The following is a 24,180-nucleotide window of genomic DNA, read 5'->3' on the forward strand; positions in this document are numbered from 1 at the left end:
CCCTCAGCTGAGCGAGACACCATGAGCACGAAGGTCGCCGATCTGTTCGTCCGGGCGCTGGCGCAGGCCGGCGTGAAGCGCATCTACGGCGTGGTCGGCGACAGCCTCAACGGCCTGACCGAGGCCCTGCGCCAGGACGGCTCGATCGCCTGGATCCACACCCGCCACGAGGAGAGCGCCGCCTTCGCGGCCGGCGCCGAGGCGCACCTGACCGGCGCGCTCGCGGTCTGCGCCGGTTCCTGCGGGCCCGGCAACCTGCACCTGATCAACGGCCTGTTCGACGCGCACCGCTCCCGCGTGCCCGTGCTGGCCATCGCGGCCCAGATCCCCTCGGCGGAGATCGGCCGCGCCTACTTCCAGGAGACGCACCCGCAGAACCTGTTCCAGGAATGCAGCCACTACTGCGAGTTGGTCTCCTCGCCGGCCCAGCTGCCCGGCGTGATCGAGACCGCGATCCGCGTCGCCGTCGCCGAGCGCGGGGTCGCCGTGGTGGTGATCCCCGGCGATGTCGGCCTCATGGCCATGCCGGGCGGGGCGCCCGACCTCTCGGCCGCCCTGGTGCCGCCCCCGCCCGTGGTGCGCCCGCGCGACGCCGAGCTGGACGCCCTCGCCGGGATGCTCAACGCGGCCGGGCGCGTGACCCTGTTCTGCGGCCGCGGCTGCGCCGGCGCCCACGCGGAGCTGCTGCAGCTCGCCGAGGCGCTGAAGGCCCCGGTCGTCCACGCGCTCGGCGGCAAGGAGCACGTCGAGTGGGACAATCCCTACGACGTCGGCATGACCGGCCTGATCGGATTCTCGTCGGGCTACCGGGCGATGCTCGACTGCGACACCCTGCTGCTGCTCGGCACCGGCTTCCCCTACCGCCAGTTCTACCCGGAGGACGCCAAGGTCGCGCAGGTCGACCTGCGGGCCGGGAGCCTCGGGCGCCACTGCCGGATCGACCTCGGCCTGATCGGCGACGTCGGCGCGACCATCACGGCGCTGCTGCCGCGGCTGCAGGCGAAGACCGATCGGGCGCATCTCGACGACAGCCTCGCCCATTACCGCAAGGCCCGCGCCGGGCTCGACGCGCTGGCGGTGGGCAAGCCCGGCGGCAAGATCCACCCGCAATACGTCGCCCGGACGCTCAGCGAGGCGGCCTCCGAGGACGCGGTCTTCACCTTCGACGTCGGCACGCCGACGATCTGGGCGGCGCGCTACCTCGCCATGAACGGCAAGCGCCGGCTGATCGGCTCGCTCAACCACGGCTCCATGGCCAACGCCCTGCCGCAGGCGATCGGCGCGCAGGCGGCCTATCCCGGGCGGCAGATCATCTCGTTCTCGGGCGACGGCGGCTTCGCCATGCTGATGGGCGACCTGCTGACCCTCAACCAGCACAGGCTGCCGGTGAAGATCGTGGTGCTGAACAACGGCACGCTGGGCTTCGTCGAGATGGAGATGAAGGCCGCGGGCTTCCTCGAGACCGGCGTCGCGCTGGTGAACCCGGACTTCGCCGCCATGGCGAGCGGGGCCGGCATCTTCGCCCGGCGCGTGGAGGATCCGGCCGCGCTGCCGGACGCGATGCGCGCGATGCTGGACCACGACGGCCCGGCGCTCCTCGACGTCGTCTCGGCCCGCCAGGAACTGTCGATGCCGCCGAAGATCGGCCTCGAGCAGGCGACGGGCTTCGGGATGTGGCTCGCCAAGGCGGTGATCGACGGGCGCGGCACCGAGATCATCGACCTCGCCAAGACCAACCTCTGGCGCTGAGGCGCCCTTCCGAAGCCGGAGCTCTGCCCGATGATCCGCTGCGTACGCATCTGGACCGGTGACGACGACAATTCCTACTTCGCGGAAGGTGTCATCGACCTGCCCCACGGCGAGCGCGGCGACATCCTCAGCGGCACGACCGACGTGGTCTCGATCTCCTTCCGCGAGACCCAGGCCGGCGGCACCTACGCGTGGCACCCGGCCCCCACCCGGCAGTTCGTCATCACCCTGCGCGGCACCCTCGACTTCCAGACGAAGGCCGGGGCGCATTTCACGATCCGGCCGGGGGACATCCTCATCGCCGAGGACACGGCCGGCTCCGGCCATTCCTGGCGCCTCGTCGACGACGAGCCCTGGTGCCGGGCCTACGTGATCCTCGCCCCCGGCGCCGAGGCCCGGCTCCCCTTCGTCCCGAACAAGACCGCCTGAGGAGGGGCCCGATGGCCGACACGAGCGACGACGACAATCTCGACGTGGTGCTGATCGGCGCCGGGATCATGAGCGCGACCTTCGGCACGGTCCTGAAGGAGCTGGAGCCCTCGCTCAGGATCGCGATGTTCGAGACGCTGCACGACTGCGCGCAGGAGAGCTCGGAGGGCTGGAACAACGCCGGCACCGGCCACGCGGCCAATTGCGAGCTGAACTACACGCCCCAGCGCCCCGACGGCAGCGTCGACATCGCCAAGGCCCTGGAGGTCAACACCGAGTTCGACATCTCGCGTCAGCTCTGGGCGCACCTCGTGCGCAAGGGCGCGATCCCAGACCCCCGCGCCTTCATCCATCCCTGCCCGCACATGAGCTTCGTCTGGGGGGCCGAGAACGTCGCCTTCCTCAAGGCGCGCTACGCCGCGATGTCGTCGCACCACTGCTATCACGGCATGGAGTACAGCGAGGACCCGCAGGTCATCGCCGGCTGGGCGCCGCTGATCATCGAGGGCCGCGCCCCCGGCGAGCCGATCGCCGCCACCCGCATCGTCACCGGGACGGACGTCGATTACGGCGCCCTCACGCACCTGCTGGTCGGGCAGCTCGCCGCGCAGCAGGGCTTCGCCGTGCACTACAACCGCAAGGTCGTCGCCCTCGACCGGGTCGACGACGGCCGCTGGGCGGTGACCGTCGAGGACACCTACGACGCCACGCGCCGGACCGTCACGGCCAAGTTCGTGTTCATCGGCGCGGGCGGCGGCTCGCTGCCGCTGCTGCAGGCCTCGAAGATCCCGGAGGGGCGCGGCTACGGCGGCTTCCCGGTCTCGGGCATCTGGCTGCGCTGCGACGTCGACGCGGTCAGCGCGCGCCACCACGCCAAGGTCTACGGCAAGGCGGCCTCCGGCTCGCCGCCGATGTCGGTGCCCCACCTCGACACCCGCATCATCGGCGGCAAGCGCTCGCTGCTGTTCGGGCCGTACGCGGGCTTCTCGTCGCGGTTCCTCAAGCACGGGTCGCTCACCGACCTGTTCACCGCGCTGACGCCGCACAACGTCGTGCCGCTGCTCGACGTCGCCAAGGACAACGTCGCGCTCACCGAGTACCTCGTGGGGCAGGTGCTCCAGAGCTCCGACCACCAGTTCGCGACCCTGAAGCAGTTCTTCCCCAAGGCGCTGAAGCAGGACTGGACGTCGGCGGTCGCCGGCCAGCGGGTGCAGACGATCAAGCCGACCGGCCGGTCGAACCCGCTGGAGGAGGGCTACCTCGAATTCGGCACCGAGCTGGTGGCCGCGGCCGACAACTCGATCTGCGCGCTGCTCGGCGCCTCGCCCGGCGCCTCGACGGCGGCCTACATCGCGGTCGAGGTCCTGGAGAAGTGCTTCGCCGACCGGCTGACGCCGGACGCCTGGCTGCCCCGCCTCAAGGCCGTGATCCCGACCTACGGCATCGACCTCAAGCAGGACGCCGAGGCCTGCCGGCGCAGCCGGGCCGAGACCGCGCCGGTCCTGCGGATCGACAACGTCTGACAGTTCCGCGAGGCGCGGTTCCCCGCGCCCCGCCGGCGGACATCTGAGGGGGCGACGCGCCCGCTCCGGGGCGGCGGACCGGCGAGCTTCGGCCGGAGGGAGGACCGATGGACATCTCCGCCCTGATGCTGTCGCGCATCCAGTTCGCCTTCACGGTCTCGTTCCACATCATCTTCCCGGCCTTCACGGTCGGCCTGGCGGCCTGGCTCGCCTTCCTCCAGGCGCGGGCGATGATCTCGGGCGAGCCGGTCTACGACCGCCTGTTCGACTTCTGGCTCAAGATCTTCGCGGTCGCCTTCGGGCTCGGCGTCGTCTCCGGCATCGTCATGGCGTTCCAGTTCGGGACCAACTGGAGCGAGCTCGCCCGCCGCACCGGCCCGATCCAGGGGCCGCTCCTCGGCTACGAGAGCTTCACGGCCTTCGCGCTGGAGGCCTCGTTCTTCGGGGTGCTGATGTTCGGCCGCAGGCGGGTGCCGCGCTGGTTCTACCTGTTCGCCTGCCTGATGGTCTGCCTCGGCACCAGCCTGTCGTCGTTCTGGATCCTCGTGAACAACTCGTGGATGCAGTACCCGACCGGCTTCGCCCTCCGGCCGGACGGCGTGTTCGTGCCGACCGACTGGTGGGCGATCATCTTCAACGGGGTCGTCTGGGTCCGCTTCCCCCACATGGTCCTGGCCGCCTACGTCACCACCAGCTTCTGCGTGGCGGCGACGGGCGCGTGGTCGATGCTGCGCGGTCGGGACCGCGCCGAGGCCCGCGCCATGGTCCGGATGGGGCTCGGCCTCGCCGCGGTCCTGGTGCCGCTGCAGCTGTTCTTCGGCCACCTCACCGGCGACTACGTGGTCAAGCACCAGCCCTCGAAGATCGCCGCGATCGAGGGCCACTGGGAGAGCCGGGCGCCGGCCGGCGAGATCCTGTTCGCGTGGCCCGACGAGGCGCAGGAGAAGAACCACTTCGTCATCGCCCTGCCGGCGCCCGCCGGCAGCCTGATCGACGACGGCACCCTCACCGGCAAGGTGATCGGCATCAAGGACATCCCCAAGGCCGACCGGCCGCCGGTGCTGATCCCGTTCTTCGCCTTCCGCATCATGGTCGGCTGCGGGCTGCTGATGCTGGCCCTGGCCTGGGGCGGGATCGCCTTCTACGCCACCGGGCGGCTGGAGCGGGCGCGCTGGCTGCAATGGGCGATCTTCCTGTCGTTCCCCTTGGGCTTCGTCGCGACGCTGACCGGCTGGTTCACCGCCGAGGTCGGGCGCCAGCCCTGGACGGTCTACGGCCAGCTGCGCACCGCCGACGCGGCGACGCCGTTCCTGACCTCCCCGCAGGTGGCGACCTCGCTCGCCGTGTTCGGCGCGGTCTACGCGCTGATCTTCGCGGCCGGCACCGTCTACATCTACCGCATGCTCAGGGCCGGCATCCTGCCGACGCCGGCCCATGTGGGGAGCGCCGCCAACCCCAAGCGGCCGCTCGCCGTGCCGGGCAACAGTCCCGGCACCCCCAGCAGCAATCCGGCGGAGTGAGCGGCCGTGATCGAATTCTGGGCCGCCGCCCTCGCCCTCACCCTGATGCTCTACGTGCTGCTCGACGGGTTCGACCTCGGCGTCGGCATGCTGTTCGGGATCGCCCCGGACGAGACCGCGCGCCGGCACATGATGCAGGCGATCGCCCCCGTCTGGGACGGCAACGAGACCTGGCTGGTGCTCGCCGCCACGATCCTGTTCGGCGCCTTCCCCACGGTCTACGCGCTGCTGCTCTCGGCCTTCTACCTGCCGCTCCTCCTGATGCTCGCGGCCCTGATCCTGCGCGGCGTCGCCTTCGAGTTCCGCTACAAGTCCCGGCGGCTGCGGCGGGTCTGGGACGCGGGCTTCGTCGGCGGCTCCGCCTGCGCGGCCTTCGTGCAGGGCGTGACGGTCGGGGCGCTGGTGCAGGAGCTGCCGGTGCGCGACGGGCTCTACGCCGGCGGGGCGTTCACGTGGCTCACGCCCTTCTCGCTGCTCTGCGGTCTCGGCCTGTGCCTCGGCTACGCGCTGCTCGGCGCCGCGTGGCTGTGCGGCAAGACCGAGACCGACGTGCGCGACCTCGGCTTCCGGCTGCTGCCGCGGCTCCTGCTCGGGGTGCTGGTCTTCCTCGGCGCGGCCTTCGCGTACGCGCTGGCGATGAACCTGCGGGTGCTGCACCGCTGGCTCGAGCGGCCCGAGATGCTGGTCCTGCCCCTCGTGGGGGCCGCGGCCTGCGCCGGGCTCCTCTACGCGGCGCGGCGCCGGAACGACGCCCTGCCCTTCCCGCTGGTGGCGCTGATCTTCGCCGCCGCCTTCGCGACGCTCGCCGCCTCGTTCCTGCCCTACATGGTGCCGTTCAGCGTGACGGTGACCGAGGCGGCGGCGCCGGAGGCGAGCCTGTCCTTCATGTTCTGGGGGGCAGGCGTCGTGGTCCTGCCGATCACCCTGATCTACACCCTGGTGGTCTACCGGGTGTTCAAGGGGAAGGTCGACGTCGCCGAGCATTATGACTGAGCCCGCGACCGGACACCCGGACCCGCCCCGGCCGGTGAGGCCGCGCCGTGGCCGGTGAGGTCGCGCTCCCCGACGACGCGCCCGGCCTCCTGCAGCGCGCCGCCGCGTGGTGGCCGCGCGAGGCGGCCGAGGCCGTGCGCATCGCGCTCACCGCCATCGCGGCGGTCTGGCTCGCCATGTGGCTCGAGCTGGCGCTGCCGCACTGGGCCGGCTGGACGGTCATCTCGGTGACGCTCGCCACCCGCGCGGCCTCCCTGCGCAAGAGCCTGTGGCGGGCCGGCAGCACGCTGGTGGGCGTCACCGTCGCGATGGTGCTGGTGGCCAATTTCGCCCAGGCAACCCTGGCCTTCGACCTCGCGCTGGCCCTGTGGATGGGCCTGCTCACCGCGGCCTCCAGCGTCGAGAGCGGCCAGCGCGCCTACGGCTTCGCCTCGATGGGCTTCACCGTGCCGATCATCGCGCTGGCCGACGTGCAGAACCCCGAGGCCGTGTTCCAGATCGGCGTCGACCGCTGCTCGACGATCCTCCTGGGGATCGGCTGCGCCTACGCGTCGAACGTGTTCGTGGCGCCGGGCGTCCCCGCCGTCAGCCGCGCCCTGGCGGGGCGGCTCGAGGCGGCCGCCGCGGCCTGCGATGCCTGGATGGCCGCCCTGCGGCGGGGCGAGCGGCCCGGCCCGATGCCGATCGCCGCCGTCATGACCCTGGGCGAGGAGGTCACCGACGCGTTCACCGAGCAGCCCTCCCTCCGCTCCGGCGGCCGCGGCATCCGCAACGCCGCGCCCCGGCTGCGGCGGGTGCTCGCCGCGGGCCTGCTGCGGGCGCTGCTGCCGGACCGGCCGGGATCGCGCTCGACCGACCTGATCGGGGCCGGCGGGGCGATCGCCGTCCGGCAGATCGGGCGCGTCCGCGTCTCGGCCCGGCTCCTGCGGGCCGGGGGCCGCGTGGGCCGGCGGCGGGTGCCGTTCCGCCCGCACCTGCTCCTGTGGAACGACCTGGACTGGGACGGCTGGCACGCCTTCGACAACGGCCTGCGCACCGCCGCCGCCGTCCTGCTCGTCAACGGCTTCTGGTACGTCACCGGCTGGTCGCACGGGGCCGGCGCCGCGACCTGGGCGAGCCTCGTCTGCGTCCTGCTCGCCGCCCATGCCGACCCGCGGGCGGAATCCCGCGCCTTCCTGGTCGGCGCGCTGCTCGCCGGCGTGGTCGGGCTGACCCTGCGCTACACCCTGCTGACGACCACCGGGAGCTTCGCGCTCCTGGCCGCGGTGCTGCTGCCGGTGGCGATGCTGGCGGTGGTCGGCCGCGCCGACAAGCGCGCGATCTACGGGATCGGCTTCGGCTTCTTCGTCTTCGGCGTGCTCGATCCCAAGAACCCGATGACCTACGACCTCGCCGACTCGCTCAACACCGTGCTGGCCGAGCTGCTCGGCATGGCGGTGGCGGCGATCGCGTTCGCCGCCCTGCCGCCGCCCGTGAGCGCCGCGACCCTGCGGATGCGGGCCCGCCGGCGGCTGGTCCGGTCGGTGCGCGGCGCGGCCCTCGACCCGGCGCCCCTGCTGCCGCCCCTCGACCGCTACCTCGCCCGGGGCTTCGGCCGGCTGGCCCTCATCGGCGCGGACGACGCGGCGGCCCGGAGCGGCGAGCGCCTGCTCGTCATCGGGCTCCTGCTGCTCGCCCTGCGGGAGACGGACGACCGGGAGGGCCGCCGCGTCGGCCGGGCGGTCTGGGCGCGGCTCGCCGCGCCCAGACCGGCGGGGCCGGAGACGGCGCCGGATCCCTTGCGCGATCTCGCCGACCGGGCGACCCTGCCGCTCCAGGCGGAGCGCATCGGGGCGCTGGCCGCCCTCGTGTCGGATCTCGACCGCGCGGGCTGGCCCAACCTCGATCCGGGAGGGCGGGCGTGATCGGCGTGGTCGGGTTGCGGGCGGTCGACGTGCTGGGGCTCTACGTCGAGCCCGCGGTGATCTGCCTGCTCGCCGCCCTGGTGATCACCTGGGGCCTGCGCTGGATCCTGGACCGGATCGGCATCAACCACCTTGTCTGGAACCGCGCCCTGCTCGACTTCAGCCTCCTGACCGCCGTGACGGCGCTGCTGATCCTGTCCCTGCGCGTCCAGGGTCCGTGACATGGCCGCGAACCCGCGATCGTCCCTGCGCGACTGGCAGCCGCCGCCCGCCTACAACGTCGCCGCCACTCTGCTGGCGCTCGCGGCGGCCGTGGGCCTCGCCTACCTCGCCTTCCTCTACTACGCCTACACGCCCTGGACCCGGGACGGGCGCGTGCGCGTCTACACCGTGCAGGTGGCGCCCGAGGTCTCGGGCACGGTGGTGGCGGTCCGGGTCCGCGACAACCAGTTCGTCCGCAAGGGCGACGTGCTGTTCGAGATCGACCCCGGCACGTTCAGGAACGCCGTGACCCAGGCCGAGGGCGCCCTCGCCAGCGCACGGGCGCAGGCCGGATACCTCGCGGGGATCGCGCGGCGCACCGCCGATCTCGACGATCTCGCCACCACGCCGGAGCAGAAGCAGACGACCAGCGGGCAGGCGCAAGCCGCCCAGGCCAGCGTGGTCCAGGCGGAGGGCGCCCTGGCGCAGGCGCGGCTCAACCTGGAGCGCACGACCCTGCGGGCCACCGTGAACGGCTGGGTCACCAACCTGCTGCTGCAGGAGGGCGGGTTCGCCGCCACGGGGCAGCCGGCGCTGACCCTGGTCAACGGCGACAGCTTCTGGATCGAGGGCTATTTCGAGGAGACGCAGCTCCCGCGCATCGGCGAGGGCGACGCCGCGCGCGTGTCGCTGATGGCGTGGCCGGACCGTCCGATCCGGGGCCGCGTCACCGGCCTCGGCCGCGGGATCAGCGTCGCCGACGCCGCCCCGGGCGTCCAGGGGCTGCCGACGGTCAACCCGATCTTCACCTGGGTCCGGCTGGCGCAGCGGGTGCCGATCCGGGTCGAGCTCGACGACGTGCCCTGCCCGATCGTGCTGGCGGCCGGGATGACGGCGAACGTCGCGATCCTGGCCGAGAAGGCCGGACCGCCGGACGCCCTGCCGCCCGACCGGCGCACCGGCGCGGCCGCCGGCCGGCGCTGCGACGGGGCGCCGGTCGTCGAATCGCGGCGCTGAGAGCCCGCGTCGGGCCGCACCGTCCGGGAAAGCCGGGGCGTCTCGCCGCGTTAGACCGGCAGGCGCGCCGACGCGCGGCGCCCGCGATCGCGACGAGGATCCGATGGACTACAGGCAGTTCGGACGCTCCGGCCTCACCGTGCCGGTGCTCAGCTTCGGCACCGGCACCTTCGGCGGCACGAACGAATTCTTCCAGCGCTGGGGGCAGACGGACGTCGCCGAGGCGACCCGCATGGTCGATCTCTGCCTCGATTCCGGGGTCAATTTCTTCGACACGGCCGACATCTACTCCGGCGGCGCCTCGGAGGAGATCCTGGGCCAGGCCCTGAAGGGCAAGCGCGGCCGGGCACTGATCTCCACCAAGGCGACCTTCCGGTTCAACGACGACCTGAACCAGGTCGGCTCCTCGCGCTACCACCTGATCCGCGCCTGCGAGGCCAGCCTGAAGCGGCTCGGCACCGACCATATCGACGTCTACTTCATGCACGGCTTCGACGCGCTCACGCCCGTGGACGAGACGCTGCGGGCGCTGGACGACCTCACCCGCGCGGGCAAGATCGGCTATATCGGCGCCTCGAACTTCTCGGGCTGGCAGCTCATGAAGGCGCTCGCCACGTCCGAGCGCCACGGGCTCGCCCGCTACGTCGCCTACCAGGGCTACTACTCGCTGATCGGCCGGCACTACGAGTGGGAGCTGATGCCGCTCGGCCTCGACCAGGGCGTCGGCCTGATGGTCTGGAGCCCCCTGGGCTGGGGCCGCCTCACCGGCAAGATCCGCCGCGGACAGGCCAACCAGAGCGGTCGCATCGCCGCCGGCGGCGCCGAGGGCGGGCCGCCCGTCTCCGACGACTACCTGTTCGGCGTGGTCGACGCCCTCGACGCCGTGGCGGCCGAGACCGGCAAGACGGTGGCGCAGGTGGCGCTCAACTGGCTGCTGACCCGGCCGACCGTCTGCAACATCGTGGTCGGCGCCCGCAACGAGGAGCAGCTGAAGCAGAACCTCGGCGCCCTGGGCTGGACCCTGACGGCCGAGCAGGTCGCCCGCCTCGACGCGGCGAGCCAGGAGACGCCGATCTACCCGTACTGGCACCAGCGCGGCTTCGACGAGCGCAACCCCAAGCCGACTCCCTGGTAGACCGCCGCCTCGGCCGGGACGATCAGGCGTCGCTCGGAAACGATGCGTTTCGATCGTTTCTGTTTCAACTCACTCGGTCCCGGTCCAGGATGCCTGCGGATGGCGGGCCGGCTCGCGACGGCGTCGGCCCGGCCCTCCCCCCGCGCGAAGGAGCAAGGCGATGAGCTGGCACAGTGCCGAGGACCCGATCCCGGGCGACCATTTCAGCTGCGACGCGATCCGAACCCTGATCGTGCCCCGCTCGCGCGATCTCGGCTCCTTCGCGGTGCGGCGGGCGCTCCCCTCCACCGAGTGCCGGATGGTCGGCCCCTTCATCTTCTTCGACCAGATGGGCCCCTCGGAGTTCCTGCTCGGGCAGGGCATGGACGTGCGGCCGCACCCGCATATCGGCCTCTCCACCGTCACCTACCTGTTCGACGGCGAGATCATGCACCGCGACAGCCTCGGCACGGAGCTGCCGATCCGGCCGGGCGAGCTGAACTGGATGACCGCCGGCCGCGGCATCACCCACTCGGAGCGCACCGCCCCGACACTGCGTCAGACCGGCTCCCGGCTGTTCGGCATCCAGAGCTGGGTCGCCCTGACGGACCGGGACGAGGAGAACGCCCCCGCGTTCGAGCACTACGACGCCGCCGCGCTGCCGGTCCTCACCGGCGAGGGCAAGACCGTCCGGCTGATCGCCGGCGAGGCCTTCGGGGCGCGCTCGCCGGTCCGGACCTCGAGCCCGATGGTCTACGCCGACGTGGCGCTCGAGGCCGGCGCGGTCCTGCCCCTCGATCCGACCTACGACGAGCGGGCGATCTACACGGTCGCGGGCGCCATCGAGATCGCCGGAGACGGCTTCGGCCCCGGCCAGCTGCTGGTGTTCCGGCCCGGCGACCGCATCAGCGTGCGCGCCCTGGACTCGGCCCGCTTCATGGTGCTGGGCGGCGAGCCGATGGACGGTCCGCGCCACCTGTGGTGGAACTTCGTCTCGTCCCGGCCCGAGCGGATCGCGCAGGCCAAGGAGGATTGGCGCCAGGGCCGGTTCGACACCGTGCCGAACGACGCCGAGTTCATCCCGCTGCCGGAGGACCCGCAGCCCGTCCGCTACCCGTGAAACGGGCCGCGCCCCGACTGTCCCGCGCGGCACCCGCGCGGGCATCGCCGCACCAACGCAACCCTAGCGCGAACATTAAGGAGTTGTTAACCATTTTCCGTCGGTGTGAGACGGACCCCGATGCCTCACCGAAGGCTTGCGCTGCACCCTGTCGGCAGGACGCGTGATGGAACAGACGAAGCACCCCAAGGCCGAGGCGCTGGACCAGATCGACGCCGTCGCGCGCGAGGCCCGCGAGCCGACGACCCGGATCCGCACCGGCAACCTCGTCCTGCTCGCCGCGGACGAGCGCGTCTCGGCGCAGGGGCGCAACCAGAACCCGTCGCCGGTCGAGCGCTGGCCCGACCTGCTGGAGCGGGTGCAGGGCGCGGCGCGCTACATCCGGGACGTCGAGGACCGGGCGCAGGAGCAGGAGTCGCACGTCCAGCAGCTGCTGCGGCAGGTGCGCGCCGACATGGACGCGGCCCGCGCCCAGGTGCTGGCGGCCGAGCGGGAGACCCACGAGGTCCACGCGCAGGCCATCAAGCTGATCCAGGCCGCCGAGGACCGGGCCGCGGCCGCCGAGGAGCGGGCCGCGGCGGCGGAGCAGATGCTCCAGCGCATCGCCGAGACGATCGACGCGGAGTTCGTGATGCAGCCGGGCGGGCAGGCGGCCGGGCAGGCGGCCGGGCAGGCGGGCAGCACCCAGGACGCCCGCACCCGGGCCTCCGCGACGCGGGCGGCCTCGTGACGGGCGCGGGTCCGGCGGGGTCGCCGCGGCGATGAACGCGGCGTTCTGGGCCGAGCTCGATGCCCGCATCGCGCGCGCCCGCGATGAGCCGGCAGAGCCGGCCCCGGCGCTCGCCGACGGCCCCGGGACGGCCGACGCGCTGAGCCCGGCGGCGCCTTCCGGAGCGCCCCCCGAACCCGCCGCGGATCGCCCGTCGCGGCCGGTGTCGGACTGGAGCCAGATCCTCGACACGCTCTCGGCCGCGACCGTCGCGGCCCAGGCGCAGGATCAGCGCCTGCGCCGGCAATCGACCACCTGCGAGACCCTGGCCGCGGATCTCGAGGCCGCCCAGCAGGAGATCCAGACCCTGAGGGCGCTTCTGGAGGAGACGCGGGCGCAGGCGGCGCGGCATGCCCACGAACGCGAGACGGAGGCCGACCGGCGCGTCCGGGAGGCGGAGGCGCGCGCCGAAGCCGCGACCCTGCGGGCGGCGGCGGCCGAGGACTGGCTGAGGCGGATCGAGCAGGCCAGCCGGGACCTGCGGCCCGACGGGCGGCACGCGGCCGCCTGAGGCGGGGAGCGCCGGCCGGCGCGGAGGCGACCGGGCGTGGGCCGCGAATCAGCGGCGACCTGACGGGGCCGGTCGGCTCAGGCGGCGCGCTCGCTCGGGACGCCGAGGCCGATGGAGCGCGCCAGCGCGGACCGACGCTCGGCATATTCCTGCGCGACCATCGGGTAGTCCGCCGGCAGACCGTAGCGCTCGCGGTAGCTCTGCGGGTGCAGGCCGTGGGCCGTGAGGTGGCGCTTGAGCGTCTTGTAGCGGCGCCCGTCGATGAAGCTCACGATGGCGTCGGGCCGGATCGAGTTGCGGATCTGCGCAGCGCTGGGCCGGTCGCGCAGCGCGTCCAGATCCGCCGCCGCGATCGACGGCTCGCCGCGGTCGGCCAGCGCGGTGATCGCGTCGTGACACTGCGCGATGAGGGCCGGGAGATCCCCGGCGGAAACCCGATTGTTCGATACGTAGGCAGCGACGAGCCCGGCCGTCAGCTCGATATTGGTTTGCGGGCTGACGAGGGTCGAATCGGACACGGTCTAGGCTCCTGGGAAGGTCAAGAACCTTCATAAGTTGGCCCGCGCCGTTGCGCTTGCCTGAGAGCGTGCTACCGTTTTCCCGAGCGCGCGCGGCGAAGCATGAATACAAGAAGTTGCGATGAGGACTTTGTTCTCGACGGCGGATTTCAAGCCGAAAGACAGTTTCCGCCTCTGGCGTGAAACGATCTTCGAGCGCATCGTGCCGGTCGAGCTGACCCCTGCGACGGCACACGCCTTCGCCGGCACCCTGGAGGCCGCCGAGGTCGGACCGCTGCTGATCACGCGCGTGACGCAGAGCGCCGTCACCACCGTCGCGACCCCGGACACGATCCGCCGGCACGGCAAGTACGAGACCCTGAACGTCGCGATCACGCTGAAGGGCCGCGTGTACAGCGCGCAGGACGACCGCACCGCCATCCAGAATCCCGGCGACATCGTCGTGATGGACCGGCGGCCGGCCACGATGGCCTCCGACGTCGACACGCAGACGCTGTTCGTCGAGCTGCCGCGCGAGTCGCTGGAGCGCGCCCTCGGCTCGACGCGCCGCTTCACGTCCCTCACGATCGGCGCGGATCAGGTCGGCACGTCGATGGTCACGACCTTCTTCCAGGAACTGGTCCGCAATGCCGGGCGGCTGACGCCCGACATGTCGAACCGCATGGCGTCGGTCGGCGTCGATCTCATCGTCGCGAGCATCGCGGAGCGCCTCGCGCACGACACCCCCAAGAACATCCAGGGCGTCCTGATCTTCCAGCGCGCCCTGGCACATATCGAGGCCCATCTCGGCGACCTGAACCTCGACCCCGCCCGGCTCGCGGCGGCCGTGGGCGTGTCGCTGCGCCACCTCCAGGCCCTGTTCCGCGAGCAGGACCGGAACATCGCCGACTGGATCTGGCGGCGGCGCCTGGAGATCGCCGCGCAGCGTCTGGCCGATCCCGGCTTCGCCCATCTCGCCGTCGGGGAACTGGCCTATAGCTGCGGCTTCTGCACCCAGAGCCATTTCAGCCGACGTTTCAAGGACAGCTACGGGATCTCACCGAGCGAGTACCGGTGGCGCAACCGGAGCGCGCCCGAACTCGTCGGCTGACGATCCGCTACTGCAGGACGGCGCCCGCCGTGTTCGCGCGGATCCATCCCGGAGCGAGGATGTCGCCGCCCTCGGTGATGATCCAGGGATTGGCATCCTCGGCGTCGATCGCCGCGATCGCGGCGGCGAGGGCTGCCCGCAGCGTGGGGAAGCTGTGTGACACGGCCACCCGGGCGGGCGCGTAGCCCGGCCAGAGGGTCAGTTCGGCGGGCCTGTCGAGGTCGGTCGGCATCATGGGTCGCGCGGGGCTGGGAGAGCACGCCGTCCGGGTCGCGGGCGTGCGGGAAAGGGGCGGAGGACGCGTGCGGTCAGGCGGTTTTCGGCTTCGGCCGGGGCACGCGCACCTCGACCATCTGTCCGGTCATCGGGTTCAGGATCAGCATGACAGCACGTCTCCGGTGGACCTGCCCGTAGAACGCCCGCCGATCGCGCCCGGATCGGGGCGGTCGGCGCAATTGTGCGGTTTGGGTAAACCAACCGTTCACCGTGGCGGCACGCCGTTCATCCGCCCCGTATCCGCCGGAGGCTACAACCGAGCGTCGTGCAGGCGGAGGGCCGCGCACGTACCGTTTTAGGCGTAGGAACCGGCGGAGCGCTGCCGCCCGACACCGGGATCGGATGCCGCACCGATCCGACGCGCTCCGTCGCGAAGGCCGTCCCGCGGGCAGACAAAAGCCCGCCGCGGCAGGACCGGGCGGGCGAAGTGGCGGCATAGGGTCGGGAGGTTCGCCGTGGCGGCGACCTGCCATTCTGCCCATGACAGCCGCATGACAGGCGCGTGACTTGTCGCGCGGCCGTCGCGTGACACACGGCCGGTCGGGTCAGGCCCGTTCCGGCTCCGCCAGCAGGATGGCGGCGCGGATGGCGGCCCGGCGCAGCCCGGCATCGGCCCAGGGCTGATCGATCAGCGTCCGGGCGAAGGGATGCGAGGCCACCGCCGCCGCGGGGTCGATGCGGAAGCCGTCCCCGAACGCCACCGAACCGGGCGTGGGATCGGCCAGATAGGCGTCGACGACGGCCGAGACGTCGTCATCGACGATATCCAGGGTCGTGAACAGGTCGAGAGTCATCGGGCGCTTCGCCATGGCGGCGCTATAGCCGCGCCACCGCGACAGGATCACGACTCCCCTGCCGCTCTCTGCGCCGCGGTCAGGACGCGCTCGGCCCGACCATCGCGGTGGAAGAGGCAGATGAGAGACGTAGCGCTGGAAATACCATCGCGTCCGCTCGTGCTCGCTCGGGGCGGGCAAGGCGGCCACGCGGCAGACGCGGGGATTGAGGCTCTGCGTGATCCGCTCGATCACCCCGCCCTTGCCGCCCGAGTCGCGGCCCTCGAGCAGCACGACCACGCGCAGCTTCCGATCCTGCACCCAGTCCTGCCGGGGGACCAGCTCGTGCTGCAGCCGGAGCCGTTCGCGGAAATGGACCTTGCGGTCGAGGCGACCGGGCGGTGCGCCGCCGTGGTCCGCCGCCAGCCGGTCGCGGCGCTCCTCCTCGAGCCCAAGGCCCGGCTCCTCGTCGCAGCTGTCGGCGAGGTCGCGCCGGATCGCCTCCAAGGTGGCATCCGGGGTGGCATCCGGGGTGGCATCCGGGGTGGCGTCCAGGACGGCACTGTCGTCGGGCCGCATCGCCGGTTCTCCTGCGCGTCGCGGGATCGAGCCAGGGCAGTGTTCCGTGACACGCCTGAGAAAGCGCCGCGCCGCCGGCGGCCGTTCCCGTGTCGCGCCGGTGATCGTTCCGTCATACGGTTCCGCCACCGATCAGGGCGACCGGAGATGCGTCATGGCTGGAGAAGCGACGAGGGCCGCGCCGAAGCGTCGGCGGGACGATCCGGATCCGGCGCGCGCCGAGGGCGAGAAGGTCGGCGCGCGCATCGATGCCGCCTTCGAGAAGCTCGCCGGGAAGCTGCGCGCCCGCGCCGACAAGGCCCACGCCAAGCTCGACGCGGCGACGAAGGCCGACAAGCGCGCGGTGCTGCTGCGCCGCTACGAACTCTACGCGGACGCGGCGGCCTATCTCGAAGAGCGGCTCGTCGATCGCGGGGAGCGATCCGCGTGATCTCCATCGACCCGGCCGGGCGCGCCGCCGCCCACCGCAGCTGACCGCGAGGATACCATGTTCGACGCGACGAAGATGCTCGCCGACGCCCTCGGCGAGCACCTCGCCCTCACCTACCAGCGGACCTTCGGCAGCCGGGAGCCGCGCTACGCCGAAATCATCGAGGCCGCGGCGCGCCTGACGATCGAGCGGCTCGTCGGGAGCGACGCCCTCTACCACGACGGCGACCACACGGCCCTCGTCACCCTGGTCGCCCAGGACATCCTCCGCGGCCGCTTCCTGCAGCAGGGCATCACGCCCGAGGACTGGCTGCACATGATCCTGGCCGCCCTCTACCACGACATCGGCTACGTGCGCGGCGTCTGCGCCGGGGACCGGCTGCAGGCCTTCGTCATCGACGCGCAGGGCACGACCGTCAGCCTGCCCCGGGGCGCCTCGGACGCAGCGCTGGCGCCCTACCACGTCGAGCGCTCGAAGCTCGCCGTGCAGGAGCGCTTCGGCACGCACGATCTCGTCGACGCGGCCCGGGTCATCCGGGCGATCGAGCTGACCCGCTTCCCGGTGCCGGAAGCCGATTCCCATCGCGAGACCGGAACCGAGGCCGGCCTGTTGCGGGCGGCCGACCTGATCGGTCAGCTCGGAGACCCGCTCTACCCGCGCAAATTGAACGCCCTGTTCCACGAATTCGCCGAGATCGGCGTCAACGCCGAACTCGGCTACGACAGCCCGGCCGACCTCGCGGAGCGCTACCCGTCGTTCTTCTGGGGCAAGATCGAGCCCGTGATCGGGGACGCGATCCGGTTCCTCGACCTCACGGTCGAGGGGCGGGGCTGGGTCGCGAACCTCTACGCCCACGTCTTCGCCATCGAGCACGACCGCCGGCGCATGGGCCCGCATCCGGGACCGGGCCCCCTCTGAGGCCGCGGCGACCTCAGGGGACCGCGACGAGCTTGGTCAGCGCCCGGACGAGCTCCGACGCCACGAACGGCTTCTCGAGGATGGGCCGGCTGGCTCCGGCCGAGGCGCCGGAGACCCGCACGTCGCCGGTGGCGAACAGGTACGGCACGCCGAGGACGCCCAGCCGGTCGGCGACCGGATAGACGGTGTCCCCGTCCCCCAGATTCACGTCGAGCACCGCGGCGTCGGGCTTCCGCTCCGCGATCAGATCCAGCGCGAGATCGGCGCGCGAGACCGGACCGATCACCTCAGCCCCGGCGCTGCGCAACCAGCGTTTGACCTCGCTGGCGATGAGATACTCGTCCTCGACGACGAGGACGCGGCACCCCGAGAGCGGGGGAACAGCCTCGGGCACGACCCCTCCCGTCCTTGCGCGACCTTCAACCGCGATCCCGCGCAACCACCGGAGGTTCGCCCGTCCAGAGGATCGGCCGCGCGCTCGAAAGCGTGGCCCCACCCGGCTGTGTCGGAGGAACGTCGGGGCGGGGCCACACCGACGGCGAACCGTCGGCGGATCGAGCATGTCACCGGTCGCGCCGGCGCGAACTTACCTGTGTCAGATCCCGCGCCGCAAGTCTCAGCGATCCGATTTCGGCAGCAGGTTGCGGGCCTCTTGCACGGCGTCCCGGCAGCCCTGGTCGCCCTTCGCGTTGAGGTCGACGGCGCGCTGGAGGGCGGTTTTGGCCTGCGAGACCTTGTCCTCCGACGCGAGGCCCGGCGCGGCCTTGGCGTCGCCGCCCTGCGCGGCCGCGGCGGCCGCCGTCGGCCGGTTCTCGGACTGGCGCCGGACATCGTCCGGCGAGGTCGCGACCCGGCCACTCGCCACGTCGTCGGCCTGCCCCTTGCCGCTCGCCGCCCCGACCGGTCCCGACACACCGCCCACGGTGCCGGGCGTGCCGCCGCTCTCGCGGGAGGCCCCGCCCTTCTGGGCGCGGTCCGTGTCGGGCGTGCCGACCGGCTTGGCCGCGCTACCCGTGGTGGTGCCCGTGGTCGTGCCCGTGGTCGTGCCGGCCGTCTGCCGGCTCGCGGCGTTCTCCGGCCCCTTGCGCTGCCCGTAATCGGGCTCGGAGGTGGGTGCCCCCATCCCGACTTGGTTGCCCATGTCCCGCCTCAGCTGGGCGATGGCGTCCGTGCAGGGGCCGCCCTCCTGGGCGAGGGCGGCGGCCGGGATCGTGGTGAGGGCGGTCAGGGCCGCGGCCCCGCGAAGCAGGTTGAACAGGCGCATACAGGTTCCCTTCAGACGCTTGGGATCACCTGTGGTTCAACCCCCGCTTCTCGGCGTTGTTCGGCGCCCGGCCGCGCTCATGCGGGTGGCGGGGCGCCGGGCGGGAAGAAGCGGTTGGCCGGTCGCGCGAGGCCGAGATGGTCGCGCAGCGTCGTTCCCGCGTAGTCCCGGCGGAACAGCCCGCGCCGCTGCAACTCCGGCACCAGCCGGTCGACCACGTCGTCGAGCCCCTCGGGCACGAACGGGAACATCACGTTGAAACCGTCGCAGGCGCGCGTCTCCAGCCATTCCTCCATCCGGTCGGCCACCTGCGCGGGCGTGCCGACCATCTGCAGGCCGCCGTAGCCGCCGACCTTGCGGGCGAGCGCCCGCACGGTCGCGCCGGTGCGCCGGGCGTAGTCGACGATCTGGGCCTGCCCGCTCTTGCTGGCGTTGCTCTCGGGGAGCTCCGGCAGCGGCGCGTCGAGGTCGAAGCCCGTCGCGTCGACGCCGAGGCGGACCGAGAGGTTGGCGAGGCCGCTGTCGGGATGGACGAGGTCGTCGAGGCGCGCCTTCTTGGCCCGCGCCTCGTCCTCCGTCTGGCCCAGGACGACGAAGCAGCCGGGCAGGATCTTGAGCTGGTCCGGGTCGCGCCCCGCCGCCGGCATCCGACCCTTCACGTCGGCGTAGAAGGCTTGCGCCGCCTCCAGGGTCGAGCCCGCGCCGAACACCATCTCGGCGGTCTCGGCGGCGATCTGCTTGCCGGCCTCGGAGGCGCCGGCCTGGACGATCACCGGCCAGCCCTGCACCGGCCGGGCGACGTTGAGCGGACCCTTCACCTTCAGGAAGTCGCCGCGGTGGTCGAGGACGTGCATCTTCGCCGGATCGAGGAACAGGCCGCTCTCCGGATCCATCGTGAAGGCGTCGTCGGCGAAGGAATCCCACAGGCCGGTCACCACGTCGAAGAACTCGCGGGCGCGGGCGTAGCGGGTGGCGTGCTCCAGATGCGCGTCGCGGCCGAAGTTCAGGGCCTCGTCCGGGTTGCCGGAGGTGACGAGGTTCCAGCCGGCCCGCCCCTTCGAGATGTGGTCGAGGGAGGCGAACTTGCGGGCCACGTGGTAGGGCTCGTTGTAGGTGGTCGACGCGGTGGCGATCAGGCCGATCCGCTCGGTGAGCACGGCGAGCGCCGGCAGCAGGGTCAGCGGGTCGAACGACGTCACGGTGGCCGAGCGGCGGAGCGCCGCCACCGGCATGTTCATCACCGCCAGATGGTCGGCCATGAAGAACGCGTCGAACTTCGCGGCCTCCAGCCGCCGGGCGAAGTGCGCCAGGTGCCCGAAGTTGAAGTTCGCGTCCGGATAGCCGCCCGGATAGCGCCACCACGCGGTGTGGATGCCGACCGGGCGCATGAAGGCGCCGAGATGCAGCTGGCGGTCCCGGCTCATCGCTCTCCGCTCCGGTCTCTCACGGATGCTTGTGGATCGGGTCGACCCAGTACACGGTCTCGGGCGCCTCGGCGGCCTCGACGTCGGGCAGGTTGACCACCACCGCCTCGTTGTCGGAGCGCACCAGCACGCAGTGCAGGGGCTCGTCGGTCGAGGCGTTGATCTCCTGGTGCGGCACGAAGGGCGGCACGAAGATGAAGTCGCCCGGCCCGGCCTCGGCGACGTATTCGAGCCTGTCGCCCCAGCGCATCCGGGCGCGGCCCGAGACCACGTAGATCACGCTCTCCAGTTCGCCGTGGTGGTGCACGCCGGTCTTGGCGTCGGGCTGGATCGCCACCGTGCCGGCCCAGATCTTCTGGGCGCCGACCCGGGCGGCGTTGATCGCCGCCTGCCGGTACATGCCGGGCGTCTGCGCGGTGTTGGCGTCGAGCCGGTCGCCGGGGATCACCCGCACGCCGTCGTGCTTCCAGCGCTCGGACGCCCCGTGGTCGTGGGCGTGGGCGTGGTCCTGCGCGTGGCCATGTTCGTGCGCGTGGCCGTGGTCGTCGCCGCTGTCGTGCATGTCGGATCCTCCCGCGCCATCATTGCACGGCGGCGGCGGTTTGCGAGACGCTCGTGTCGAGGATCGCCTCGGCCCGCGGCGCGCGGGCCTTCGGGATCAGCCCGGCGCGGACGTAGAGATCGATGCTGCGCTGCTCGTCGGCGATCACGGACGCGTCGATCGGGACGGCCCGGTAGGCGGCGCGGCCGAACCAGCGCAGCGGCACCGCCTCCGGCAGGCCGATGAGCTTCGACCAGACGGACGCGTAGGGCTTCGGATCCGTCAGGGCCCAGGCCCGGGCGCGGGCGAGGCGCGCCCCGAAATCGGCGAGCAGCGCCCGCTTGGTCCGGATCGCGTCGTCGCTCGCCACCGCGAAGGTCAGGCCCGGGGTGATGCCGTTGCCGTCGCGGATCACCCGGACGAGGCCGGCGAGCTCCGCCGTGGAGGTGTAGGGCTCCCAGGTCGACCAGGCGTCGACCGCCCCGGAAGCCAGCGCGATCTTGGCGTCGGCCGGCGGCAGGAAGCTGAAGGTCACGCTGTCGGCGGGCAGCCCCGCCTCCTCCAGCGCCGCCAGGACCACCTGATGGCCGATCGAGCCGCGGTTCGTCGCGACGCGCTTGCCCTTCAGGTCGGCCACGGTGCGGAGGGGCGATTCCTTCAGGACCAGGATCGCCAACCCGTCCTGCCGGTTGCGGAAGGCCAGGAAGGCCTTCACCGGCACCCCGGCGGCGGCCGCGAACGTGAAGGGCGCGTCGCCGACGCCGCCCGCGTCGATCGCGCCGGCGTTCAGCGCCTCGAGCAGGGGCGCGGCCGCCGGGAACTCGCTCCAGTCGAGCCGGTAGGGCAGCCCGTCGAGCACGCCGGCCGCCTCCATCAGCGCGCGGGCATTGCCGCGCTGGTCGCCGACCCGCAGCACGTCCTGGGCCTGCGCCGGCCGGACCGCCAGGAGCGCCAGCAGGGCGAGGATGACGGCGCGCATCAGGCGGCCTCGGCGGCGCCGCGGCGCCCGAGGGCGTCCCGGAAGGCGGGCAGCAGCGCCCGGCCGTACTGGAGCGCGTCCTCCAGCGGGTCGAAGCCGCGGATCAGGAAGGTCCGCACGCCCAGGTCGTGATAGTCGAGCAGGGCGTCGGCGACCTGCTCGGGGGTGCCGACCAGGGCGGTCGAGTTGCCCGCCGCCCCGGTCTCGGCCGCGATGGCGGTGAACAGGCGCTTGTCGTGGCGCGGCCCCGCGGCGGCGGCCGCGAGGAGCCGCCGGGAGCCCTCGTTCTGCGGCGTCGCGGCCGGGCCGAGCCCCCTGGCGGCCCGGACCGCCCGCGTCCGGGCCAGGATGTCCTCGGCGCGCTCCCAGGCGCGCGCCTCCGTCTCGGCCAGGATCGGCCGGACCGACAGGCTGAAGCGCGGCGCCCGCCCGTGGGGCGCGGCCGCCGCCCGCACCCGGCCGATCAGCTCGGCGACCTGCGCGTGCGTCTCGCCCCAGAGGGCGTAGGTGTCGGCGTGGCGGCCGGCCACCGCCAGCGCCGCCGGCGAGGCGCCGCCGAAATAGACCGGGATCGCGTTGACCGGCTTCACCTCGGAGAAGCCGCGCTCCACCCGGTAGTGATCGCCCGCGTAGTCGAATGGCTCCGCGGCGGTCCAGCTCTGCCGGACGATGTCGAGGAACTCCCGGGTGCGGGCGTAGCGCGCGTCCTTGGTGAGGTGGTCGCCGTCCTGGGCGAGTTCCCGGTCGTCGCCGCCGCTGATCACGTGGATCGCGACCCGGCCGCCGGTGAGCTGGTCGAGGGTCGCGAACTGCCGCGCCGCCACGGTCGGTGCCGTGAATCCGGTGCGGTGGGCGATCATCAGCCCCAGCCGCTCGGTCACGGCGGCGACCTGTCCTGCGAGCAGGAGCGCGTCCGGCGTGGTCGCGTGGAAGGCCACCAGCACCCGGTCGAACCCGCCCCATTCGTGGGCCTGCGCCAGGAGCTTCAGGTAGTCGCGGTCGATGGCCGGCCCCGCGGCCGGGTGGATCTCGGAGGTGTGGCGGGGGGCGACGAAGCCGATGAACTCGACGGCGTCGGGGGGAAGCAGGCTCATGGGGCGATCTCCGGGTCGAGGGCGGGTTCAGGCGCCGAGGGCGGCCCTGCCGGCGGCGGCGCGGACGGCGTCCCCTTGCGGCCAGTGGATGCGCGCGCACAGGACGTCGCGCAGGTGCCGCTCCAGCGGGTTCACCCGGGACAGGGCGGCGTTGCCGCACAGCTCCGCGGCGCGCTGGACCGCCGCGACGGCGTTCTCCGTTGCCGTGAGCTTCACGAATCCGGACTCGCGCGGCGGCGGGGGATGTCCCGCGTCGACCTCGGCGGCGAGCCCGGCGACGAGGCGCGCGTTGACGGCGAGCAGCCGCTCGTTCTCGCCGACCGCCTCGTGGAAGCGCGGCAGGCTCGCCAGCGGCGCACCGAGGCTGCCGGGCCGGCGCGCCCGCAGGAAGCCGGTGAACCAGTCCTGCGCCGCCCGGGCCACGCCGTCGTAGAGGGCGGCGAGCAGGGTGCAGCTCCAGGCCTGCTGCCAGGGATCGGGCCCCGACCAGCCGCCCGGCGGCCGCAGGTCGACGGCGTGGTCCCCGGGGATCGGCACGTCCGTGAAGTGGACGTCGTGGCTGCCGGAGGCGCGCAGGCCGAGATGGTCCCAGGTCTCCGCGATGCGGATGCCCGGCGCGTCGAACGGCACCAGGACGTTGCCGGTGCGCGGCTCCGCCTCGTCGGTGCGGACGAAGACGAGGCCGTAGGCGAGCCCCGGCGCGCCGGTCGCGTAGATCTTGTGCCCGGAGATCCGCCAGCCCGCGCCGTCGCGGCGGGCGACCGTGGCCGGCAGGCCGCCCCGCGCGGGCGTGCCGAGTTCGGGCTCGACCCGCAGGGCGTTGATCAGCGCCCCCCGCGCCACCGCCGCCGCGCCGACCGCGTCGGCGAGCGCGCGCGGCCACGGGGTATCCGGCCGGTGGATCAGCCCGTGCTGGAGATACTGCATCGCCACGACCAGGGCGGTCGCCGGGTCGGCGGCGCCGAGCGCCCGCACCAGAGCGGCGGCCCGCGCGAGGCCCGCCCCGCCGCCGCCGAGACGCCGCGGCACGGTGAGAGCCAGGAGCCCGGCCTCCCGGAGCGCCGCGAGGGAATCGTGCGGGAAGGTCCCCGCGCGGTCGTGGTCGGCCGCGCGGGCGGCGAGCCGCCCGGCGAGGCTGCTGACGATGTCGGGGGGCGGGACGGCGACGGTCATGGGGTGTTCGGCGACGTGATCGGCGGGCGGCCGCGCGGCGCCATCCCGGGAGCCGCGATGGTCCGCCCGGACCCGGTTCGCGTCAACGGAATGCCGTTCCCAATATTCATGGATCGGCAGGAGGATGTTGCCGCGTCGTCGGACGGCGAAGGAGAACGTGGTTCCGCCCACAGGGGGCCGGCATCGAACCTTCTCCCGTCATCGTTCGGCATCCCATCATCGAGAGACAGACGAACGATGCCTCGCGCCGATGAGCCGAGCCGCCCGAGCG

25 protein-coding genes are annotated in these 24,180 nt (G+C 72.8%); 15 read left to right on the plus strand and 10 right to left on the minus strand.

The genetic code is table 11. The features are described from left to right. Positions 1-21 precede the first annotated feature (21 nt). From poxB to ME121_RS18325, 12 genes are all read left to right on the plus strand, one after another. On the plus strand, positions 22-1,749 hold the full coding sequence (gene poxB / locus ME121_RS18270) for a ubiquinone-dependent pyruvate dehydrogenase (protein WP_059409402.1): 1,728 nt from the start codon (positions 22-24) through the stop codon (positions 1,747-1,749). 30 nt (positions 1,750-1,779) lie between these two features. After that, complete coding sequence (locus tag ME121_RS18275) at positions 1,780-2,178, plus strand: cupin domain-containing protein (RefSeq protein ID WP_012321774.1); 399 nt, start codon at positions 1,780-1,782, stop codon at positions 2,176-2,178. 11 nt (positions 2,179-2,189) lie between these two features. Beyond that, positions 2,190-3,701, plus strand: coding sequence for a malate dehydrogenase (quinone) (mqo, locus tag ME121_RS18280; RefSeq protein WP_059409403.1), 1,512 nt, complete (start codon positions 2,190-2,192; stop codon positions 3,699-3,701). A 107-nt stretch (positions 3,702-3,808) separates the two neighbouring features. Beyond that, positions 3,809-5,221, plus strand: a complete 1,413-nt coding sequence (locus ME121_RS18285) for a cytochrome ubiquinol oxidase subunit I (RefSeq protein WP_012321772.1) — start codon at positions 3,809-3,811, stop codon at positions 5,219-5,221. A 6-nt stretch (positions 5,222-5,227) separates the two neighbouring features. Then, positions 5,228-6,214 carry a cytochrome d ubiquinol oxidase subunit II gene (gene cydB, locus ME121_RS18290; protein WP_012321771.1) on the plus strand — a complete coding sequence of 329 codons (987 nt, stop codon included), beginning with the start codon at positions 5,228-5,230 and terminating at the stop codon, positions 6,212-6,214. Between the two features lie 47 nt (positions 6,215-6,261). Beyond that, positions 6,262-8,118, plus strand: a complete 1,857-nt coding sequence (locus ME121_RS18295) for an FUSC family protein (RefSeq protein WP_029359516.1) — start codon at positions 6,262-6,264, stop codon at positions 8,116-8,118. Next, positions 8,115-8,339, plus strand: a complete 225-nt coding sequence (locus tag ME121_RS18300) for a DUF1656 domain-containing protein (RefSeq protein WP_012321769.1) — start codon at positions 8,115-8,117, stop codon at positions 8,337-8,339. The genes ME121_RS18295 and ME121_RS18300 overlap by 4 nt, the downstream gene beginning before the upstream one ends. 1 nt (position 8,340) lies before the next feature. Next, complete coding sequence (locus ME121_RS18305) at positions 8,341-9,336, plus strand: HlyD family secretion protein (protein WP_012321768.1); 996 nt, start codon at positions 8,341-8,343, stop codon at positions 9,334-9,336. A gap of 103 nt (positions 9,337-9,439) precedes the next feature. Beyond that, positions 9,440-10,471: an aldo/keto reductase gene (locus ME121_RS18310; RefSeq protein ID WP_012321767.1), complete on the plus strand. Its 1,032-nt coding sequence runs from the start codon at positions 9,440-9,442 to the stop codon at positions 10,469-10,471. A 160-nt stretch (positions 10,472-10,631) separates the two neighbouring features. Next, positions 10,632-11,570: a pirin family protein gene (locus tag ME121_RS18315; RefSeq protein WP_024828537.1), complete on the plus strand. Its 939-nt coding sequence runs from the start codon at positions 10,632-10,634 to the stop codon at positions 11,568-11,570. Positions 11,571-11,736: 166 nt separating this feature from the next. Then, the gene (locus ME121_RS18320) at positions 11,737-12,300 is read left to right on the plus strand and encodes a hypothetical protein (protein WP_012321765.1); all 564 of its coding nucleotides are present in this window, start codon (positions 11,737-11,739) and stop codon (positions 12,298-12,300) included. A 31-nt stretch (positions 12,301-12,331) separates the two neighbouring features. Then, positions 12,332-12,850 carry a prolipoprotein diacylglyceryl transferase gene (locus tag ME121_RS18325; RefSeq protein WP_059409404.1) on the plus strand — a complete coding sequence of 173 codons (519 nt, stop codon included), beginning with the start codon at positions 12,332-12,334 and terminating at the stop codon, positions 12,848-12,850. 77 nt (positions 12,851-12,927) lie between these two features. Here the strand turns inward: ME121_RS18325 and ME121_RS18330 are convergent, their stop codons facing one another. After that, on the minus strand, positions 12,928-13,368 hold the full coding sequence (locus ME121_RS18330; RefSeq protein ID WP_024828540.1) for a Ros/MucR family transcriptional regulator: 441 nt from the start codon (positions 13,366-13,368) through the stop codon (positions 12,928-12,930). 121 nt (positions 13,369-13,489) lie between these two features. On the opposite strand from ME121_RS18330, the gene ME121_RS18335 reads away from it, so the two are divergent. Next, entirely contained in the window at positions 13,490-14,458 is a 969-nt protein-coding gene (locus ME121_RS18335) for a helix-turn-helix domain-containing protein (RefSeq protein WP_012321762.1), read from the plus strand. Positions 14,459-14,465: 7 nt separating this feature from the next. Here the strand turns inward: ME121_RS18335 and ME121_RS18340 are convergent, their stop codons facing one another. After that, positions 14,466-14,693 (minus strand): hypothetical protein, encoded by a 228-nt coding sequence (locus tag ME121_RS18340; RefSeq protein WP_024828541.1) that lies wholly within the window; start codon positions 14,691-14,693, stop codon positions 14,466-14,468. A gap of 586 nt (positions 14,694-15,279) precedes the next feature. Continuing rightward, entirely contained in the window at positions 15,280-16,086 is an 807-nt protein-coding gene (locus ME121_RS33790; protein WP_245337854.1) for a polyphosphate kinase 2 family protein, read from the minus strand. Positions 16,087-16,240: 154 nt separating this feature from the next. On the opposite strand from ME121_RS33790, the gene ME121_RS18350 reads away from it, so the two are divergent. Further along, complete coding sequence (locus ME121_RS18350) at positions 16,241-16,516, plus strand: hypothetical protein (RefSeq protein ID WP_012321759.1); 276 nt, start codon at positions 16,241-16,243, stop codon at positions 16,514-16,516. A gap of 57 nt (positions 16,517-16,573) precedes the next feature. Next, entirely contained in the window at positions 16,574-17,434 is an 861-nt protein-coding gene (locus ME121_RS18355) for a hypothetical protein (RefSeq protein ID WP_012321758.1), read from the plus strand. 13 nt (positions 17,435-17,447) lie between these two features. Here the strand turns inward: ME121_RS18355 and ME121_RS18360 are convergent, their stop codons facing one another. The 7 genes from ME121_RS18360 to ME121_RS18390 all read right to left on the minus strand — a co-directional run bounded on the left by ME121_RS18360 (position 17,448) and on the right by ME121_RS18390 (position 23,909). Then, positions 17,448-17,828: a response regulator gene (locus ME121_RS18360; RefSeq protein ID WP_012321757.1), complete on the minus strand. Its 381-nt coding sequence runs from the start codon at positions 17,826-17,828 to the stop codon at positions 17,448-17,450. 222 nt (positions 17,829-18,050) lie between these two features. After that, positions 18,051-18,698 carry a hypothetical protein gene (locus ME121_RS18365; RefSeq protein ID WP_012321756.1) on the minus strand — a complete coding sequence of 216 codons (648 nt, stop codon included), beginning with the start codon at positions 18,696-18,698 and terminating at the stop codon, positions 18,051-18,053. Between the two features lie 77 nt (positions 18,699-18,775). Then, positions 18,776-20,122, minus strand: a complete 1,347-nt coding sequence (locus ME121_RS18370; RefSeq protein ID WP_059409405.1) for an LLM class flavin-dependent oxidoreductase — start codon at positions 20,120-20,122, stop codon at positions 18,776-18,778. Between the two features lie 19 nt (positions 20,123-20,141). Further along, positions 20,142-20,684, minus strand: a complete 543-nt coding sequence (locus ME121_RS18375; RefSeq protein ID WP_024828543.1) for a cupin domain-containing protein — start codon at positions 20,682-20,684, stop codon at positions 20,142-20,144. Between the two features lie 19 nt (positions 20,685-20,703). After that, positions 20,704-21,642 (minus strand): ABC transporter substrate-binding protein, encoded by a 939-nt coding sequence (locus ME121_RS18380; protein WP_024828544.1) that lies wholly within the window; start codon positions 21,640-21,642, stop codon positions 20,704-20,706. Then, a complete protein-coding gene (locus ME121_RS18385; RefSeq protein WP_012321752.1) occupies positions 21,642-22,736 on the minus strand; it encodes an LLM class flavin-dependent oxidoreductase in 1,095 nt (364 codons plus the stop codon). The genes ME121_RS18380 and ME121_RS18385 overlap by 1 nt, the downstream gene beginning before the upstream one ends. 27 nt (positions 22,737-22,763) lie before the next feature. Then, a complete protein-coding gene (locus ME121_RS18390; protein ID WP_059409414.1) occupies positions 22,764-23,909 on the minus strand; it encodes an acyl-CoA dehydrogenase family protein in 1,146 nt (381 codons plus the stop codon). Positions 23,910-24,180: the final 271 nt, after the last annotated feature.

The sequence above is a fragment of the Methylobacterium sp. ME121 genome (genome assembly GCF_000974725.1).
In the GTDB taxonomy this organism is placed as follows: domain Bacteria; phylum Pseudomonadota; class Alphaproteobacteria; order Rhizobiales; family Beijerinckiaceae; genus Methylobacterium; species Methylobacterium radiotolerans.

Excerpts from the sequence above, each read along its gene's own strand:
- poxB (WP_059409402.1), top strand. The coding sequence starts at position 22 with ATGAGCACGAAGGTCGCCGATCTGTTCGTCCGGGCGCTGGCGCAGGCC.
- ME121_RS18275 (WP_012321774.1), top strand. The coding sequence starts at position 1,780 with ATGATCCGCTGCGTACGCATCTGGACCGGTGACGACGACAATTCCTAC.
- mqo (WP_059409403.1), top strand. The coding sequence starts at position 2,190 with ATGGCCGACACGAGCGACGACGACAATCTCGACGTGGTGCTGATCGGC.
- ME121_RS18285 (WP_012321772.1), top strand. The coding sequence starts at position 3,809 with ATGGACATCTCCGCCCTGATGCTGTCGCGCATCCAGTTCGCCTTCACG.
- ME121_RS18305 (WP_012321768.1), top strand. The coding sequence starts at position 8,341 with ATGGCCGCGAACCCGCGATCGTCCCTGCGCGACTGGCAGCCGCCGCCC.
- ME121_RS18310 (WP_012321767.1), top strand. The coding sequence starts at position 9,440 with ATGGACTACAGGCAGTTCGGACGCTCCGGCCTCACCGTGCCGGTGCTC.
- ME121_RS18315 (WP_024828537.1), top strand. The coding sequence starts at position 10,632 with ATGAGCTGGCACAGTGCCGAGGACCCGATCCCGGGCGACCATTTCAGC.
- ME121_RS18320 (WP_012321765.1), top strand. The coding sequence starts at position 11,737 with ATGGAACAGACGAAGCACCCCAAGGCCGAGGCGCTGGACCAGATCGAC.
- ME121_RS18325 (WP_059409404.1), top strand. The coding sequence starts at position 12,332 with ATGAACGCGGCGTTCTGGGCCGAGCTCGATGCCCGCATCGCGCGCGCC.
- ME121_RS18335 (WP_012321762.1), top strand. The coding sequence starts at position 13,490 with ATGAGGACTTTGTTCTCGACGGCGGATTTCAAGCCGAAAGACAGTTTC.
- ME121_RS18340 (WP_024828541.1), bottom strand. The coding sequence starts at position 14,693 with ATGATGCCGACCGACCTCGACAGGCCCGCCGAACTGACCCTCTGGCCG.
- ME121_RS33790 (WP_245337854.1), bottom strand. The coding sequence starts at position 16,086 with ATGCGGCCCGACGACAGTGCCGTCCTGGACGCCACCCCGGATGCCACC.
- ME121_RS18350 (WP_012321759.1), top strand. The coding sequence starts at position 16,241 with ATGGCTGGAGAAGCGACGAGGGCCGCGCCGAAGCGTCGGCGGGACGAT.
- ME121_RS18355 (WP_012321758.1), top strand. The coding sequence starts at position 16,574 with ATGTTCGACGCGACGAAGATGCTCGCCGACGCCCTCGGCGAGCACCTC.
- ME121_RS18365 (WP_012321756.1), bottom strand. The coding sequence starts at position 18,698 with ATGCGCCTGTTCAACCTGCTTCGCGGGGCCGCGGCCCTGACCGCCCTC.
- ME121_RS18370 (WP_059409405.1), bottom strand. The coding sequence starts at position 20,122 with ATGAGCCGGGACCGCCAGCTGCATCTCGGCGCCTTCATGCGCCCGGTC.
- ME121_RS18375 (WP_024828543.1), bottom strand. The coding sequence starts at position 20,684 with ATGCACGACAGCGGCGACGACCACGGCCACGCGCACGAACATGGCCAC.
- ME121_RS18380 (WP_024828544.1), bottom strand. The coding sequence starts at position 21,642 with ATGCGCGCCGTCATCCTCGCCCTGCTGGCGCTCCTGGCGGTCCGGCCG.
- ME121_RS18385 (WP_012321752.1), bottom strand. The coding sequence starts at position 22,736 with ATGAGCCTGCTTCCCCCCGACGCCGTCGAGTTCATCGGCTTCGTCGCC.
- ME121_RS18390 (WP_059409414.1), bottom strand. The coding sequence starts at position 23,909 with ATGACCGTCGCCGTCCCGCCCCCCGACATCGTCAGCAGCCTCGCCGGG.